General features: G+C 69.6%; 15 protein-coding genes. 8 read left to right on the forward strand and 7 right to left on the reverse strand.

Annotated elements, in window-relative coordinates; genetic code table 11:
* Positions 1–11 precede the first annotated feature (11 nt).
* Both EDD27_RS53060 and nucS read right to left on the reverse strand, forming a co-directional pair.
* Positions 12–584: a GNAT family N-acetyltransferase gene (locus tag EDD27_RS53060; RefSeq protein WP_127940242.1), complete on the reverse strand. Its 573-nt coding sequence runs from the start codon at positions 582–584 to the stop codon at positions 12–14.
* Between the two features lie 174 nt (positions 585–758).
* The gene (gene nucS, locus EDD27_RS53065; RefSeq protein ID WP_127940243.1) at positions 759–1,421 is read right to left on the reverse strand and encodes an endonuclease NucS; all 663 of its coding nucleotides are present in this window, start codon (positions 1,419–1,421) and stop codon (positions 759–761) included.
* 68 nt (positions 1,422–1,489) lie between these two features.
* Here nucS and EDD27_RS53070 point away from each other — a divergent pair, with 68 nt between their 5' ends.
* The 5 genes from EDD27_RS53070 to EDD27_RS53090 all read left to right on the forward strand — a co-directional run bounded on the left by EDD27_RS53070 (position 1,490) and on the right by EDD27_RS53090 (position 8,117).
* The gene (locus EDD27_RS53070; RefSeq protein WP_127940244.1) at positions 1,490–1,780 is read left to right on the forward strand and encodes an ATP/GTP-binding protein; all 291 of its coding nucleotides are present in this window, start codon (positions 1,490–1,492) and stop codon (positions 1,778–1,780) included.
* Between the two features lie 105 nt (positions 1,781–1,885).
* Complete coding sequence (locus tag EDD27_RS53075) at positions 1,886–2,590, forward strand: alpha/beta hydrolase (protein ID WP_127940245.1); 705 nt, start codon at positions 1,886–1,888, stop codon at positions 2,588–2,590.
* Positions 2,591–2,761: 171 nt separating this feature from the next.
* Positions 2,762–6,106, forward strand: coding sequence for a LamG-like jellyroll fold domain-containing protein (locus EDD27_RS53080; protein WP_241564746.1), 3,345 nt, complete (start codon positions 2,762–2,764; stop codon positions 6,104–6,106).
* Positions 6,107–6,330: 224 nt separating this feature from the next.
* Positions 6,331–7,089 carry an SDR family NAD(P)-dependent oxidoreductase gene (locus EDD27_RS53085; RefSeq protein WP_127940246.1) on the forward strand — a complete coding sequence of 253 codons (759 nt, stop codon included), beginning with the start codon at positions 6,331–6,333 and terminating at the stop codon, positions 7,087–7,089.
* Between the two features lie 242 nt (positions 7,090–7,331).
* A complete protein-coding gene (locus EDD27_RS53090; protein ID WP_127940247.1) occupies positions 7,332–8,117 on the forward strand; it encodes an alpha/beta fold hydrolase in 786 nt (261 codons plus the stop codon).
* Between the two features lie 37 nt (positions 8,118–8,154).
* Here the strand turns inward: EDD27_RS53090 and EDD27_RS53095 are convergent, their stop codons facing one another.
* The 3 genes from EDD27_RS53095 to mce all read right to left on the reverse strand — a co-directional run bounded on the left by EDD27_RS53095 (position 8,155) and on the right by mce (position 11,383).
* A complete protein-coding gene (locus EDD27_RS53095; protein WP_127940248.1) occupies positions 8,155–9,318 on the reverse strand; it encodes an AI-2E family transporter in 1,164 nt (387 codons plus the stop codon).
* A gap of 127 nt (positions 9,319–9,445) precedes the next feature.
* Positions 9,446–10,765, reverse strand: coding sequence for a DivIVA domain-containing protein (locus EDD27_RS53100; protein WP_127940249.1), 1,320 nt, complete (start codon positions 10,763–10,765; stop codon positions 9,446–9,448).
* A 192-nt stretch (positions 10,766–10,957) separates the two neighbouring features.
* Positions 10,958–11,383 (reverse strand): methylmalonyl-CoA epimerase, encoded by a 426-nt coding sequence (gene mce, locus EDD27_RS53105; RefSeq protein ID WP_127940250.1) that lies wholly within the window; start codon positions 11,381–11,383, stop codon positions 10,958–10,960.
* An 86-nt stretch (positions 11,384–11,469) separates the two neighbouring features.
* On the opposite strand from mce, the gene EDD27_RS53110 reads away from it, so the two are divergent.
* From EDD27_RS53110 to EDD27_RS53120, 3 genes are all read left to right on the forward strand, one after another.
* Entirely contained in the window at positions 11,470–12,657 is a 1,188-nt protein-coding gene (locus EDD27_RS53110) for an acetyl-CoA C-acetyltransferase (RefSeq protein ID WP_127940251.1), read from the forward strand.
* 94 nt (positions 12,658–12,751) lie between these two features.
* Complete coding sequence (locus EDD27_RS53115; protein WP_127940252.1) at positions 12,752–13,180, forward strand: hypothetical protein; 429 nt, start codon at positions 12,752–12,754, stop codon at positions 13,178–13,180.
* Positions 13,174–13,401 (forward strand): helix-turn-helix transcriptional regulator, encoded by a 228-nt coding sequence (locus EDD27_RS53120; protein ID WP_127940253.1) that lies wholly within the window; start codon positions 13,174–13,176, stop codon positions 13,399–13,401. Before EDD27_RS53115 ends, EDD27_RS53120 begins: the two co-directional genes overlap by 7 nt.
* Positions 13,402–13,584: 183 nt before the next feature.
* Here EDD27_RS53120 and EDD27_RS55180 read toward each other — a convergent pair whose 3' ends face one another.
* Together EDD27_RS55180 and EDD27_RS53125 are read right to left on the reverse strand one after the other, a co-directional pair.
* Complete coding sequence (locus EDD27_RS55180) at positions 13,585–13,737, reverse strand: hypothetical protein (protein ID WP_164904167.1); 153 nt, start codon at positions 13,735–13,737, stop codon at positions 13,585–13,587.
* Positions 13,738–13,901: 164 nt separating this feature from the next.
* Positions 13,902–14,573 carry a DUF4230 domain-containing protein gene (locus EDD27_RS53125; protein ID WP_127940254.1) on the reverse strand — a complete coding sequence of 224 codons (672 nt, stop codon included), beginning with the start codon at positions 14,571–14,573 and terminating at the stop codon, positions 13,902–13,904.
* Positions 14,574–14,583: the final 10 nt, after the last annotated feature.

Raw genomic sequence — 14,583 nt, forward strand, 5'->3', positions numbered from 1 at the left:
CCGGGCCCTGGTCAGGCGGGCCGCCGCCACATGGTCCAGATCGGCGGGCCGTCGGGCAGCTCGAAGCGCGAGGTGACCGCGAAGCCGTAGGTCTCGTAGAACGGCACGTTGGACTCCTTGCTGCTCTCCAAGTACGTCGGCATGCGCTCGGCGTCGGACCTGGCCAGCCCGGCCCGCAGCAGAGCGCCGCCCACGCCCGTGCCCTGCCGCTCCGGCACCGTGCCCAGCTGGGCCAGATACCAGAACGGCTGCTCGGGCCGCCGCTTGCCGAGCTCCTCGTCCAGCAGCATCCCGTACGAGACCCGATCCCCCATGGCCGCCATGAAGCCCGCGATGGCACCCTCCGGATAGTCGGGCTGGTGCCTGGGCGGGTCCCACAGCGCGACCCCCGCCAGCGAGCCGTCCTCATCCACGGCCACCTCGGTGATCTCGTGCGTGTACCGGGCCAGCGTGGCGAACATCAGTGCCGCGTCCTTGCCCTCCCCGAGCAACCAGTTGATCACTGGATCGTCGTGAAACGCCCTGGCCAGCGCGTCACCGACCGCCTCGGCCTCGCGCTCCACGTCCGCAGCCCGAATCTCCATGGCCCCTCACCTCCTCCATCCAGGATCCACGGCACGCGGCAGGTCACGAAACCGGGTAACCGGCCAACCGAGGCTCGCGTAACGGCGAGCCACCACTGAAGGGTCAGAGGCCGTTTCCTGGAGGGCCACCAGCCGAAGTGCGGCGAGTGGCGAACCACGGCACCGCGTAAAAGATCAAAAAAGAGTGGGGTTTTCGGGTTCGATGCCGCGGAGGGCGTCGTAGTCGAGCGTGACGCAGTCGATGCCGCGGTCGAGAGCAAGCACTTTGGCCTGGGGTTTGATCTCCTGGGCGGCGAAGACCCCGCGGACGGGGGCGAGCAGCGGGTCACGGTTGAGAAGCTCGAGATACCGGGTGAGCTGCTCCACGCCGTCGATCTCCCCGCGGCGTTTGATCTCCACCGCCACGGTCGCGCCCAGCGCGTCGCGGCACAGGATGTCGACGGGCCCGATCGCCGTCATGTACTCCCGCCGGATCAGCGAATATCCCTCGCCCAGGGTCGTGATGTGCTCGGCGAGCAACTCCTGCAGGTGGGCCTCCACCCCGTCCTTGATCAGCCCGGGGTCGACGCCCAGCTCGTGGCTGGAGTCGTGGAGGATCTCGGCCATGGTCAGGACCAGCTTCTCGCCGGTCTTGCCGTGGGTGACCGTCCAGGTGTCGCCGTCCTCCTTGAGCTTGCACGGCGGGTTCATCCAGTTGAGCGGCTTGAAGGCGCGGTCGTCGGCGTGAATGCTCACGCTGCCGTCCGCCTTGATCAGGACGAGCCTCGGCGCCATCGGCAGGTGTGCCGTGAGCCGTCCTACGTAATCCACGCTGCATCGCGCGATGACCAGCCGCATGACGACCCACCTTAGCGGCTCTGGAAAACTGGACGCATGGCGTTCGAACGGTCCGCATACGGCGCGGGATGAGTCCACGACGTGCCCGCCGCAGGGAGTCCTCCCGCCCTTTCGGCTTCCCGACCGGCCTGGACAAGGTGGAGGAATGGCCGGACGGCGAGTGGAAGGTCCGTATGCTCACCGGCGCCTCGTCGGCCAAGGACTACCGCTGCCCCGGCTGCGACCAGGAGATCCGCCGTGGCCAGCCACACCTCGTGGCCTGGCCCAACTGGGCGGGGGGCGACGAGGAGCGCCGCCACTGGCACTCAGCCTGCTGGCGCAAGAGACTGGACCGCGGCCCCGGAAGGAGTCGTTACTAATAAGAAACCTGCTCAGTAGACTGCCGCCCTACTGAGGTGCCTGGTCGAGACCGTAGCGGCAGTTGGCTGCAGATTTTTCATGAGCATTGAAAGGACCCCCACGAGGTGGAAATTCGCGCGTCGACCGTGCTGCCGGCCCGGCGCGAGCCGATCGAGTTGCACACAGGTGACGGCCTGACCCTGGTCGGCGAGCTGGCACTGCCGCAGGATCGGCCGCCCGTGGCGACGCTGGTGACCCTGCACCCGCTGCCCACCCACGGCGGCTTCATGGACAGCCACGTCTTCAAGAAGGCCGCCAACCGCCTGCCGGCGCTCGCCGACCTGGCGGTGTTGCGCTTCAACACGCGGGGCACGTCGTCGGAGCGCGGCACGTCGGAGGGCACGTTCGACGGGGGCCAGGGGGAGCGGTTCGACGTCTCCGCGGCCCTGGAGTACGCCGAATACCACGATCTGCCGCACGTCTGGGTGGTCGGCTGGTCGTTCGGGACCGAGCTGACGCTCAAGTGGGCCCACGACCCGCTGGTCGAGGGCGCGATCCTGCTCTCGCCGCCGCTGCACAGGGCCACCGACGACGATCTGGACGCGTGGGCGCGGTTCGGGCGGCCACTGACGGCGCTGGTGCCGGAGTTCGACGACTACCTGCGGCCGGAGGAGGCCCGCAGGCGGTTCGCGCGGGTGCCGCAGGCCGAGGTCGTCGGGGTGGACGGGGCCAAGCACCTGTGGGTGGGGGAGCCGTACGTGCGCATCGCGCTGAACGAGATCGTCAAGCGCGTCAATCCGGAGGCGTGGCCGCTCCCGACGGAGGTATGACGGATATTTCCGCGTGAATCGCGGCGCTGAAGGATTCTTTGAGCAGAATGAGCAGAACTCTGGACCCGTGCCAGGGCCAGGGTGAGAATCCGATCGTCAACCGAAGATCGTGGAGACGCCGGGCGGTCCGCCGTCCCGCGCGTAACCCCAGCTCACCATGGGCGAGGACAGATGCGGGTTGTGCGTGTACTGGGTGCGGCGGCGTTGGCGTTCCCGATCGTGATGATCCCCTTGTCCCCGGTCGCCGTCGCGGACACGCCACTGCCGACGACGGCGGCCTCGACCGAAAATGCTGCCTCGACGGAAGAGGCTGCCTCGACGGAAGAGGCTGCCTCGACGGAAAGGGCGGCCTCGACGGGAAAGGCGCTCTCTCCCGAGCAGGACGCGCTGGCCCTGGCCCGGCGGGACAACCGGCCCGTCGAGGTGGCGGCGCTGACGAACGAGACCCGCCAGGTCTTCGTCAAGCCCGACGGCACTTCCACCCTGGAACTACACGTCCGGCCGGTACGCGTGCGCAAGGACGGCCGCTGGGTCCCCGTCGACACCACGCTCCGCCGTCGCCCGGACGGTGCGGTCGAGCCGGTCGCCGCGGCGGTCGGGCTGACGTTCTCCGGCGGCGGCGACGCCCGGCTGGCCCGCCTGTCGCGCGGCGCCAAAGTCCTGGAGCTGGGTTGGCCGGGCACGCTGCCCGAGCCGGCGCTCAACGGTGACACCGCCACCTACCCCGAGGTGATGCCGGGCGTGGACCTCCAGGTCACCGCGGACGTGGACGGCTTCTCCCACGTCCTGGTGGTCAAGTCGCGGGCCGCCGCGGCGAACGTGACCGAGCTGACGTTCCCGCTCTCCTCCGCCGGCCTGTCGCTGAAGGCGGACAAGGCAGGCAACCTCGAGGCCGTGGACGCGAGGGGCGGCACGATCTTCGTCGCGCCCACCCCCAAGATGTGGGACTCGGAGGGCATCACCAGCCCGCAGGCGCTCAAGGAAGGTCGCTCCCCGGAGGCGCGTGAGGCCGCGATGGGCGTGGAACTCAAGGGCGGGAAGCTGAGGCTCAAGCCGGATCGCACGATGCTGGCGGACCCGAAGACGAAGTTCCCCGTCTATCTGGACCCGTACTTCTCGGCCGCCCGTGGCGCCTGGACGGCGGTCTGGAGCAACTGGCCCAACTCCAACTACCTCAACTCCAGCGACGTCGCCAGGGTGGGCCACGTCGAGTCGCAGACGAACCGCTCGTTCTTCCAGATGAACACCGGCTCGACCATCCACGGCAAGCAGATCATCAAGGGGACGCTGCGCACGTACGAGACGTGGTCGTACTCCTGCAGCGCCCGCAAGGTCGAGGCGTGGGCCACCAACACGATCAGCAAGAGCACCACCTGGAACAACCAGCCGAAGTGGGTCACCCTGCTGTCCACGGTCAACGTGGCCAAGGGCTGGGGCTCCTCCTGCCTGCCCGGCGGCGTCGAGTTCGACGTGACCCCGCAGGTCGTCAACGCCGCCGCCAACAAGTGGCCCAACATCACCGTCGGTCTGCGGGCCACCAGCGAGACCGACGTCTACGCGTGGAAGAAGTTCAGGAACAACCCGAGCCTCGTCATCGAGTACAACTCGATTCCCGCCGCCCCGGTCGCCGCCGACGCGTGGTCCGATCCGGGCGGCGCGTGCGGCTCGGGCGACACCCGGCCGGTCATCAGCAGCACCACGCCGAAGTTGTGGGCCAGGCTGAAGGACGCCGACAACTCGGTCAAGGGCCACTTCGAGTGGTGGTCGGCGGCCGGGGTGAAGCTGGGCGAGCACGTCACCGCCCTGGGGTCGAGCGGCACCGCGTTCTCCGCGGCCGTTCCGGCGGGTGCGTACGCCGACGGCGCGCTGATCCGCTGGCGCGTGCGCGCCCAGGACGGCAGAGCCAGCAGCGCGTGGAGCCCGTGGTGCGAGGCGACCGTGGACGCCACCGCGCCCGGCAAGGAGCCGCAGGTCACCTCGCCGCAATACGCGGAGAACACCTGGAACGACGGCGTGGGCCTGGCGGGCGCGTTCACCTTCGCCCCCAACGGCGTCACCGACGTGGCCGCCTACGTCTACGGGCTCGACGCCACGCCCGGCACGCAGGTCGCACCCGGGCCGGACGGCACGGCCACGATCCAGCTCACGCCGCGCCACGACGGCCCCAACGTCCTGTCGGTACGCAGCAAGGACCGGGCGGGCCAGCTCGGCCCGATCCGCACGTACGTGTTCAACGTCAACGCAGGCAAGGCGCCGAGCGGCCACTGGGCCCTGGACGAGGGTGGGGGCCCAGTGGCCGGCGACGCCGCGAACACCCACCCCGCCACGCTGTACGGCGCGACGTGGACGACCGGCAAGACCGGTGCGGGACTCCAACTGGCCAACGCCTACGCCCAGACCTCCGGCCCCGTCGCCGACACCGCCCGCAACTTCACCGTCACCGCCTGGGCCCGCCTGACCGCCACCACCGGCACGGCCACCCTCGTCACCCAGGAGGGCGCCAGAACGGGGGCGTTCGCGCTGCAGTACTCCAAGCCCGACGACCGCTGGGCCCTGACCCGCACCACCGCCGACGCGGACGGCGCCACGACCGCGCGCGCCCTGTCGGCCGCCGCGCCACGGCTGAACGAGTGGACCCACCTGACCGGCGTCCACGACGCGGCCGCCGGCCAGATCTCGCTGTACGTCAACGGCCACCTGGAGTCCACGGTGGCCTTCACCCAGCCCTGGAACGCCACCGGCCCACTGACGATCGGCCGCGGCAAGGTCAACGGAGCCGCGGCCGAGTTCTGGCCGGGCGACGTCGACGACGTGCGCGTCTACGGCCGGGCCATGTTCGCCGACGAGGTCGCCGACCTGGTCAACAGCGCCGCCACCCTGGTCGGCCACTGGAAGCTGGACGAGGAGTCCGGCTACTCCGCCGCCGACTCCTCGGGCCGGGCCACGCCTGCCGCGCTGGTGGGCGGCGCCTCGTGGACGGCCGGCTGGCTGGACGGCGCGCTCGCGCTCGACGGCGTCAACGGCGCCGCCGAGGCGGCCAAGCCCGCCGTGTCCACCGGGACCGGGTTCACCGTCGCCCTGTGGACCCAGCTCGACTACCTGCCGTCCGGTGACGCCGCCGCGGCCGCGCAGACCGGCACGCGGGCGGCCGGGTTCCAGCTCGGCTACGACAAGGCCGCGGGGCGGTGGGCGTTCGGGATGGCGGCCGACGACACCGACACGGCGGCACTGGTGCGGACCCGCTCGGACGCGGTCCCCAACCCGCTGGAGTGGACCCACGTGGCCGGCGTGTACGACCCGCTCGCCGGCCAGCTCCGCATCTACGTCAACGGCCGCCTGTCCACCACCACCGTCACCAGCCATGTCAGCAAATGGAGTGCCATCGGCCCCCTGCACCTGGGCCGCACCAAGTCCGCGGGTGTCCTCACCGGCTACTGGCCGGGAGCCGTCGACGACGTCCGCACGTACGACGGCGTGCTGAGCCCCGAGCAGATCGCCCAACTAGCAGCCCAGTAATTCCCGGCCAGCACCTCCACTGGGAGAGGTTCGATGGACCTGCCGAGGGAGTTGGAGCTGCCCGAATCCCGCTGGAACCGACCGCAGCCAACCGACGAACCCGACCTTCTCGCTCGTGGCCCCTGTTCGGGCCCAAAATCGGGCCTCGCTCGCGGCCCCTGTTCGGGCCAAAGCCAGGTTAGAATATTGTTCGGTTCTGGTGAGGCTACTGAGGAGGCGGCGGCGTGGGCGCGTTCGATCTGAGTGGGAAGCAGGCCCTTGTCACCGGGGCGTCGAAGGGGATCGGGCGGGCCATCGCACTCGCTTACGCCGAGGCGGGCGCCGACGTGGCGCTGGTGTCCCGGTCCGCCGAGAGCCTCGCCGAGGTCGGCAAGGAGATCGAGGCGCTGGGCAGGCGAGCCGTCGTCATCCCCGCCGACCTCACCGACCGCGACGCCGCGGCCGGGGCCGTGGCGGCGGCCGTCGACGGGCTTGGCCACCTCGACATCCTGGTCAACAACGCCGGCGGGTCCAACTTCATGGTGGAGTTCAAGGACCTGCGGTTGTCCGGCTGGGACAAGCTCATGCGGCTCAACCTCGACACCGCCATGGTCGTCAGCCACGCGGCCGCTCCCCACCTGCTGGAGCGGGGTGGGGCGTCGGTCATCAACGTGGCGTCTGTGGCCGCGCTCGGCGCGCCCTTCCTCGCCCCGTACGCCGCCGCCAAGGCGGGGCTGGTGGCGCTCACCAAGACGCTCGCCGTGGAGTGGGCGCTGGCCGGCGTACGGGTGAACGCCCTGTGCCCCGGCTGGACGGCCACGGAGCTCAACCGCAACCTGTGGGAGGACGAGGCGGCCGGCGCGGCCACGGTCGGCTCCGTGCCCATGCGGCGCTGGGGGAGCGTGGAGGAGATGGCCCAGCCGGCGGTCTTCCTGGCCAGCGCGGCGTCGGCGTACATGACGGGCCAGGTCCTGTTCGTCGACGGCGGCGCCACCGCCATCTGACCGCCCCGCACCTGACACCTCCCGTGCCCGGGGCCCCGGCCTTCGGCGCAGGCGGCCCTGTGCATGTGTTCCCGCGTCGGGAACGCCGACTGCGTGCCAGGCGGGGCTGGCCCCGGGCGGCCTTGGGGTGCTCGGTTCTGCACGCCGGGGTCCTGGTGCGTGGGGAAGCGGTCGGCGATATGGGATATATCGGCCTAGGACAAGGAGTGCTCGCGGCCGCGAACCCGGCTACCGTGTGATCCGTGCAGCTCTACACGAGATCGGCCGGGACCGGGCTCCCGGTTGTGCTGCTTCACGCGTTCCCCCTGTCGTCGGCCATGTGGCTGGCCCAGCGGGAAGGGCTGGCCAAGGTCTGCCGGGTCATCACCCCTGACCTGCGCGGTTTCGGCGGTTCGCGGCTGGGCGAGGACGATCCGTCGCTCGACCTCATGGCCGACGACGTCGTCAGGCTGCTGGACGAGGAGGGCATCGACAGGGCGGTGGTCGGCGGGCTGTCCATGGGCGGCTACGTGACCATGGCGTTCTGCCGGCGGCACCCCGACCGGTTGCTCGGCGCCATCCTGGCCGACACCAAGGCCGGTCCAGACCCGGCTCCGGCGAGGGAGAACAGGGAGCGCATCGCGCAGGCCGTGTTGTCCGACGGGAGCGACGTGCTGGTCAGCGATGTGCTGCCGACGCTCATCGGGCCCACGACCAAGGAGCGGCGCGCCATGGTGTTCGGGCGCGTCAAAGGGCTGGTGCAGTCCGCGCCGCCGGGCGCCGTCGCCTGGGCGCAGCGGGCCATGGCCGCACGGCCCGACTCGTTCGACACGCTCGGCGCGCTCAAGGTGCCACTGCTGATCCTCGTGGGCGAGGAGGACCAACTGTCCCCGCTCGCCGACGCCGAGGCGATGGCGCAGGCCGTGCCAGGCAGCCGGCTGGAGGTCATCCCGAAGGCCGGTCATCTGAGCGCGGTGGAGCAGCCGGAGGCGTTCAACGCGGCGGTGGCCGAGTTCCTCAGGACGGAGCTGGGCGGCGTACGGCAGTGATCGTCAGGCCCGCGGCTGACGAGCGGCGGGCACGGGATCAGGCCTGCGACTGACGTGGGATGACGACCTCGCGGATGATCAGCGCGATCGCCGCGGCCACCGGGATGGCCAGCAGCGCACCCACGATGCCCAGCAACGCGCCGCCGAACAACGCGGCGATCACGGTCACGGCCGGCGTCACGTCCACCGAGCGCTTCATCACCCTCGGGTAGATGAGGTAGTTCTCGACCTGCTGGTAGACGACGAAGAAGATCGCGCACGCGAGGCCGGCGGGCACCGACTGCAGGAACGCCACGCCGGTCACGAGCACCGCGCCGATCGTCGCTCCCACCAGCGGGATCAGGTCCGTCAGCGCGACGACCAGGGCGAGCGCGAGCGCGTACCTGACGTCGGCGATGGACAGGAAGATCCACGTCAGCACGCCCGCGATGATCGAGATCAGCACGTTGCCCGCGACGTAGCCGCCGATCCCGGTGAGGATCTGCTCGCTGATCGCGCCGGTACGGGTCCGGCGCGAGGCCGGCACGAGCTTGAGCAGGTAGTCCTTGATCGTGTGCAACGAGCCGAGGAAGTAGAGCATGAGGACCAGCAGCGTCACGGTGGTGAACACGCTGTCCAGGACCACGAGCCCCGCGCCCATGATGCCGCTGGCCAGTGACGGCCCCAGCGTGCCGGTCACGAACGTCGTGATCTGCGGGATGATCTTGTACTCGGCGTCGAGCTGCCGCAGCGTCGGATGGTTCTGCAACTCGTTGAGGTATCCGGGCACCGCCGCGACGAATTCCGTCAGCTCCTTGCTCACCGGCGGCACCACCGCCAGCCCGAACAGCGCGAACGCCACGATGACGCCGGCGAACACGATCGAGATCGCGCCCCGCCTGGCCACGCCCTTGCGCTGCAACGCCTCGACGGCCGGGTTGAGGCCGACGGCCAGGAACATCGCCACCACGACGAGGATGATCGTGCTCAGCGAGTTGACGACCATCTGCCCGATCGCGATCGCCGTCAGGACTCCGAGCCCGCCGACCAGCCCGAACAGGAACGGGCCGCGTGCCAGGGGCTTGCCGGGGATCCCGTACGGTTGCCCGCCGGGGCCCTCCTGGCTCTCCGTGGTCTCCTGAGGGGCGTTCTCCGCCTGGGGAGCCTCTTCGTCCTCGCGTGCTTCCTTCTCGGTGACCGCGGGCTCGGCTTCTGTGGACAACGAAACCCCCAGAGATACGGGTACGGAACCGGCAACAAGGACAAGCGGCGACAAAGAGAGAGCCTAGCGACCCATGGGATCGCCAGGCTCTTTCCCAGCCGTCATTCAGCCCCCGTGAAGTGGATGTCTACTCCTGCCACCACTCCGCGTCGTCCTCGGACTTGGCCTCGGCCTTGGGAGCCGGAGCCGGTGCCGGTGCCGGCGCCGGAGCGGGGGCCGGGGCCTCGACCACGGGAGCGGAAGCGGGCGCGGCGATCGCGGGCTTGGGCGGTGCCGCGGCGACCGCGGGCTCCGGCTCCATGCCCGGCAGGGCCGCCCCACCGAGCAGCTGGCGCAGCTGCGCCAGGTGGCTGGTGATGCTGTCGCGCTGGCGGGTGAGCTCGTCGACCTGGCGCTGCATCGCCGTACGGGTGCGGTCGGCCTCGGTCTTCGCCTCGGTGACGATGGTCTCGGCGCTCGACTTGGCCTCGGCCACTATGGTCTCGGCGTTCTTGCGGGCGTTGGCGACCAGCTGCTTGGCGTGCAGGTCGGCCTCGCGGCGGGTCTGCTCGGCCTGCTGGGTCGCCTTCGTGGCCCGCGACTCGGCCGTGGCGGCACGCTGCTCGGCCTCGGCGACCAGCTTCTGCGTGTGCGCCTGGGCGGTGGCGTGGCGCTCTGCCTCCTGGCGCTCGGCCTCCTCGCGGCGGGCGGCGAGCTGGATCTCGAACTCCGCCTCGTCCTGCGCCCGCTTGGCCTCCGACTCCTCCAGCACCCGCTGAGCCTGCGCGCGCATCTCGTCGGCCTGCCGCTTGGCGGTGGTGAGGACCTCGTCGCGCTCGCGCTTGGTGGAGGCCCGCAGCTGGGCGACCTCGCGCTCGGTGGTCGTGCGGAGCTTGGCGATCTCCCGCTCGGCGTCGGCCCGCTTCTCCGCCACCTCGTGGTCGGCCGTGGCCCGAAGCTTGGCGGCCTCGCGCTCGGTGGTGTTGGTCAGCTCGTCGGCCTCACGGCGGGCGGTCGAGCGGATCTCCTCGGCCTCCCGCTCGGCGGCGGTGCGCATCTCGTCGGTCTCGCGCGTGGCCTGGGCGCGCTTCTCGGCGACCTCGGCCTCGGCGGCGGCACGCAGGTCGGCCGCCTCCACCTTGGCGGCGGCCTTGATCTCGTTGGCCTCGGACCTGGCGGCCTGCACCAGCTCCGTGGCCTGTTCCTCGGCCAGCCTGAGCAGCTGCTCGATGCGGGCGCCGAGACCGGAGTAGGTGGGACGCTCCTGCTCCTGAAGCTGACGCTGGGAGTCGGACAGATCGCGCTGCAGGCTGGCGAGTTGCTCGCGGGCCTGGCGCAGCTCGTGGTCGAGTGTCTTGAGATGATCGTGGACCTGATGCCGGTCGTAACCACGAAGGACCACGTCGAATTCGCGTGCTGGGGCGTCTTCGAAGAAGTTGTTGAGCTGGGCGTCGATGTCGGACTGCATGGAGGCTCGATCCTGGGTTGTCGAGACGGCTACACGGGCCGGACGGGGGGTTCGGGGCATCCGATCCAAGGAACCTGTGCCTCGCGGCAGGCTCCATGTCCGGTGGAAGGTCAAGCGTACTCCGCTGGTGCTGCCTGCGAAGCCCCGTCCAACTTTCTGCGTGACTAGTTACATATGAACGTTTTTCTGCGATTAATGGGGCTTGGCCGCCTGGACCAACTCCGTCAGCATGCCCCCCACATCCTTGGGATGCAGGAAGGCGATCTGCGAGCCCATCGAGCCGTGCCTGGGACGCTCGTCCAGCAGCCTCACACCCTTCTCGTGGATCTTACCCATGGTTTCCGTGACGTCACGTACACCGAAAGCAACATGATGGACTCCCTCGCCCCGCTTGGCGAGGAATTTCCCTACAGGCGAGTCTTCGGAGAGGGGCTCCAGGAGCTGAATGTAGGAGCCCCCGCCTTCGCCGTCGGCGATGTGCAGCATGGCCTCCTTCACCCCCTGCTCCTCGTTCACCTCCCTGGCCACGACGGTCAGTTCGAATGTCTCGGAGAAGAACGCGATCTTCTCCTCCAGGTCGCGGCACGCGATCCCGATGTGGTCGATCCGCATGAACATGTGTGGTCCACCTCCATAGCCGTCGCCGTCCTACTCATGGGTATCGTGTCAAAGAAGCCGACGCGCGAGCACTGGAGGCCGTTGTCATGTCCCGTTCCGTCATCGTGGCCGGAGCTCGCACCCCTATCGGGAAGCTCCTCGGCGCCCTGTCCGGCCAGTCGGCCGTCGAGCTGGGCGGCATCGCCATCAAGGCCGCTCTGGAGCGGGCGGCAGTGGCGCCGGAGGCCGTCGAGTACGTCATCATGGGCCAGGTCCTCCAGGCCGGCGCCGGCCAGATCCCCTCGCGCCAGGCCGCCGTCAAAGCGGGCATCCCGATGACCGTGCCGTCGATCACGATCAACAAGGTCTGCCTGTCGGGGCTGGACGCGATCGCCCTGGCCGACCAGCTCATCCGGGCGGGCGAGTTCGACATCGTGGTGGCCGGTGGCATGGAGTCCATGACCAACGCCCCTCACCTGCTGCCGGGGCTGCGCAAGGGCGTCAAGTACGGCGGTTCCGACGTGATCGACTCGATGGCCCACGACGGCCTGTTCTGCGCGTTCGACCAGTGCGCGATGGGCGAGTCGACCGAGCGTTACAACGCCAGGCTCGGCATCGGCCGCGAGGAGCAGGACGCCCTGTCGGCGCGCTCCCATCAGCTCGCCGCCGCCGCGATCAAGAACGGCCTCTTCGACGACGAGATCGTCCCGGTGGAGATCCCGCAGCGGCGCGGGGAGCCCGTGGTCGTCAAGGAGGACGAGGGCGTCCGCGGGGACACGACGGTGGAGACGCTGGCCAAGCTCCGCCCGGCCTTCGCCGCCGACGGCACGATCACGGCGGGCTCGGCCTCCCAGATCTCCGACGGCGCCTGCGCGGTGGTCGTCATGTCCAAGTCGAAGGCGGAGGAGCTCGGCCTCGAGTGGCTGGCGGAGATCGGCAGGCACGGCAACGTGGCGGGACCGGACGCCTCACTCCAGTCCCAGCCGGCGAACGCCATCAAGCAGGCCATGGCCAAGCAGGGCGTGACGGCCGACGACCTGGACCTGGTCGAGATCAACGAGGCGTTCGCGAGCGTGGTCCTGCAGTCGGCCAAGGAGCTGGGCGTGCCGTTGGACAAGATCAACGTCAACGGCGGCGGCATAGCCCTGGGTCACCCGATCGGCGCGTCGGGCGCGAGGATCGTGCTGACGCTGGCGTACGAGCTGAAGCGCAGGGGCGGCGGCCTGGGCGCGGCGGGTCTGTGCGGCGGCGGCGGCCAGGGCGACGCCCTTCTCATCGCCGTCCCCAAGTCTTAGCCTTCCGGCCCGTTCGGGGTCGCGCTGGTGTGGCGCGACCTCGGTGATGTAAAAGATTATAGACACGATGTCCGCGCTGCTTTACATTCGGGACATGGCATCCGAAGAGAAACGCGCGTGGATCATGGTGGTGGTCTCGGTCTGCGCTTACGGGGCATACCTCGCGGTCGTCCTCGGCAGGGCGGGCACCATCCCCCTCACTGAGGTGCCGTACGTGGCGCCCCTGCTGTGGAGCATCGGCGGGGCGTGCCTGGCCTCGATCGTGTTGTTCATCGCGGTCAGCATGGCCTCGCCCGCCGACATCGGTAAGAAGGACCAGCGCGACCGCGAGATCCACCGCTACGGCGAGTACACCGGCCAGTCGTTCCTCGTCGCCGGGGCGATCGCCGCGATGATCATGGCGATGCTCGAGTGGGACCACTTCTGGATCGCCAACACGCTCTACCTGGCGTTCGTCCTCTCGGCCGTCCTCGGCTCGACACTCAAGATCATCGCCTACCGCCGAGGGCTGCCGTCATGGTGAAGTCCACGAAGGTCACGAACTCGATCCGGGCCCTGCGGTTCGCGCACGGCGAGATGACTCAGGCGGAGCTGGCCGACCGCGTCGGCGTGACCAGGCAGACCATCATCGCCATCGAACAGGGCCGTTACTCGCCCTCCTTGGAGATGGCGTTCCAGATCGCGCGGGTGTTCGGCGTCCCGATCGACGACGTGTTCCAGTACCCCCAGCAGGAGAAGTCATGAAGGCGATCCCCCGGGTCGGCGCCGGCGGGCGCGTGGTGACGTAGCCCGGACAGCGCGATGCCCCGGTCCAACCAGGAATGGACCGGGGCTCCGTAACGCGTGCTCGACGCCGTCGAGCGCCCCCTTACGGGGGTTGTTCAGCCCGGCCGCGAGGGAGGTTGCGGCCGGGCTGCTTGTGGGCGGTCATGAAGCGAGGAACTTGGCGAAGACCGAGCGGTGGCGGCGCTCGGCTCGCACGCTCTTCACGGCCTCGCGGACGCGCCGGTGCTCGGCGGCCGTCCGGCGCAGTTCGGAAGCGCGATGCTGCATGATCGAGTATTCGAGTTCGGCGTTCATCCGAGTGCTCCTGTGCTCTACGTGGTGCCTTTTGTCTGCACTCTTAAGACTCCTCCTAAGGCCCCCTCCGGCACATCGGGCGTATGCCTTATCTCCGGGCGTAAGGGCAGCTAGGGAGGTACTTAGACGCGTGCACAAGGGCCTAAGGCGGCCGTGAGAGCTGCCTAGGGCTCGTCGGTGAACTTGACCGTGACCTTCGTGAAACCGAGCGACTTGAGCATGCCCGAGAGCATTGCCTTGGTGTTGGTGTCGGCCCTGGCGCGCAGGTCACTCGCCACCGCGGCCTCTCTGATCTTCTTCTCGGCGAGCAGGTAGAGCTCGCGCTGGTCGCCGGGGGAGCCCGACAGGAAGTCCTGGACGCGGTCGAACAGGCCCCGCTGCTGCGCGAACACGTACGAGCGGCTGTTGTCCAGGTTGGGCTTCTCCAGCTGGGCCCGCGGGAGCCGTACGGTCGCCTCGGTGCGGTCCTCGGAGACGGTCACCGCGTTCGTCGCCATGGCCGAGAAGTCCACGTAGGCGTCCACGCCGCCCGAGCCGACGAACAACGTCCTGGTGCCCTTGATCGCGTCGGGCAGGAAGTTCGCGTCCTTCTCCAGGTCCACGACGACCTGGAAGTTTCCGGTCGCGGCCTCGAACCGGCTCAGGTCCTTGATCGACTGCAGTAGCACCGGCTGGCTGCGGTCGATGGTCTGCTCGCCCATCGGGTTGAGCCAGGTCCAGGCCAGACGGCCGGCCACCACGAGGAGGACCGCAAGGACCAGGAAACCCGCCACATATCGCCACCTGCGGCGCCGCCCGGGAATCACCTCGGGCGACGTCGTACGGGAAGTCGTCATGCTCGCATGC

Source organism: Nonomuraea polychroma, assembly GCF_004011505.1.
GTDB lineage: Bacteria > Actinomycetota > Actinomycetes > Streptosporangiales > Streptosporangiaceae > Nonomuraea > Nonomuraea polychroma.

What these genes read in the sequence shown, in the direction of transcription:
- EDD27_RS53080 (WP_241564746.1), top strand. Translation starts at nt 2,762, where the DNA reads ATGCGGGTTGTGCGTGTACTGGGTGCGGCGGCGTTGGCGTTCCCGATC.
- EDD27_RS53120 (WP_127940253.1), top strand. Translation starts at nt 13,174, where the DNA reads ATGGTGAAGTCCACGAAGGTCACGAACTCGATCCGGGCCCTGCGGTTC.
- EDD27_RS53060 (WP_127940242.1), bottom strand. Translation starts at nt 584, where the DNA reads ATGGAGATTCGGGCTGCGGACGTGGAGCGCGAGGCCGAGGCGGTCGGT.
- mce (WP_127940250.1), bottom strand. Translation starts at nt 11,383, where the DNA reads ATGTTCATGCGGATCGACCACATCGGGATCGCGTGCCGCGACCTGGAG.
- EDD27_RS53125 (WP_127940254.1), bottom strand. Translation starts at nt 14,573, where the DNA reads ATGACGACTTCCCGTACGACGTCGCCCGAGGTGATTCCCGGGCGGCGC.
- EDD27_RS55180 (WP_164904167.1), bottom strand. Translation starts at nt 13,737, where the DNA reads ATGAACGCCGAACTCGAATACTCGATCATGCAGCATCGCGCTTCCGAA.
- EDD27_RS53100 (WP_127940249.1), bottom strand. Translation starts at nt 10,765, where the DNA reads ATGCAGTCCGACATCGACGCCCAGCTCAACAACTTCTTCGAAGACGCC.
- EDD27_RS53115 (WP_127940252.1), top strand. Translation starts at nt 12,752, where the DNA reads ATGGCATCCGAAGAGAAACGCGCGTGGATCATGGTGGTGGTCTCGGTC.
- EDD27_RS53070 (WP_127940244.1), top strand. Translation starts at nt 1,490, where the DNA reads ATGAGTCCACGACGTGCCCGCCGCAGGGAGTCCTCCCGCCCTTTCGGC.
- EDD27_RS53110 (WP_127940251.1), top strand. Translation starts at nt 11,470, where the DNA reads ATGTCCCGTTCCGTCATCGTGGCCGGAGCTCGCACCCCTATCGGGAAG.
- nucS (WP_127940243.1), bottom strand. Translation starts at nt 1,421, where the DNA reads ATGCGGCTGGTCATCGCGCGATGCAGCGTGGATTACGTAGGACGGCTC.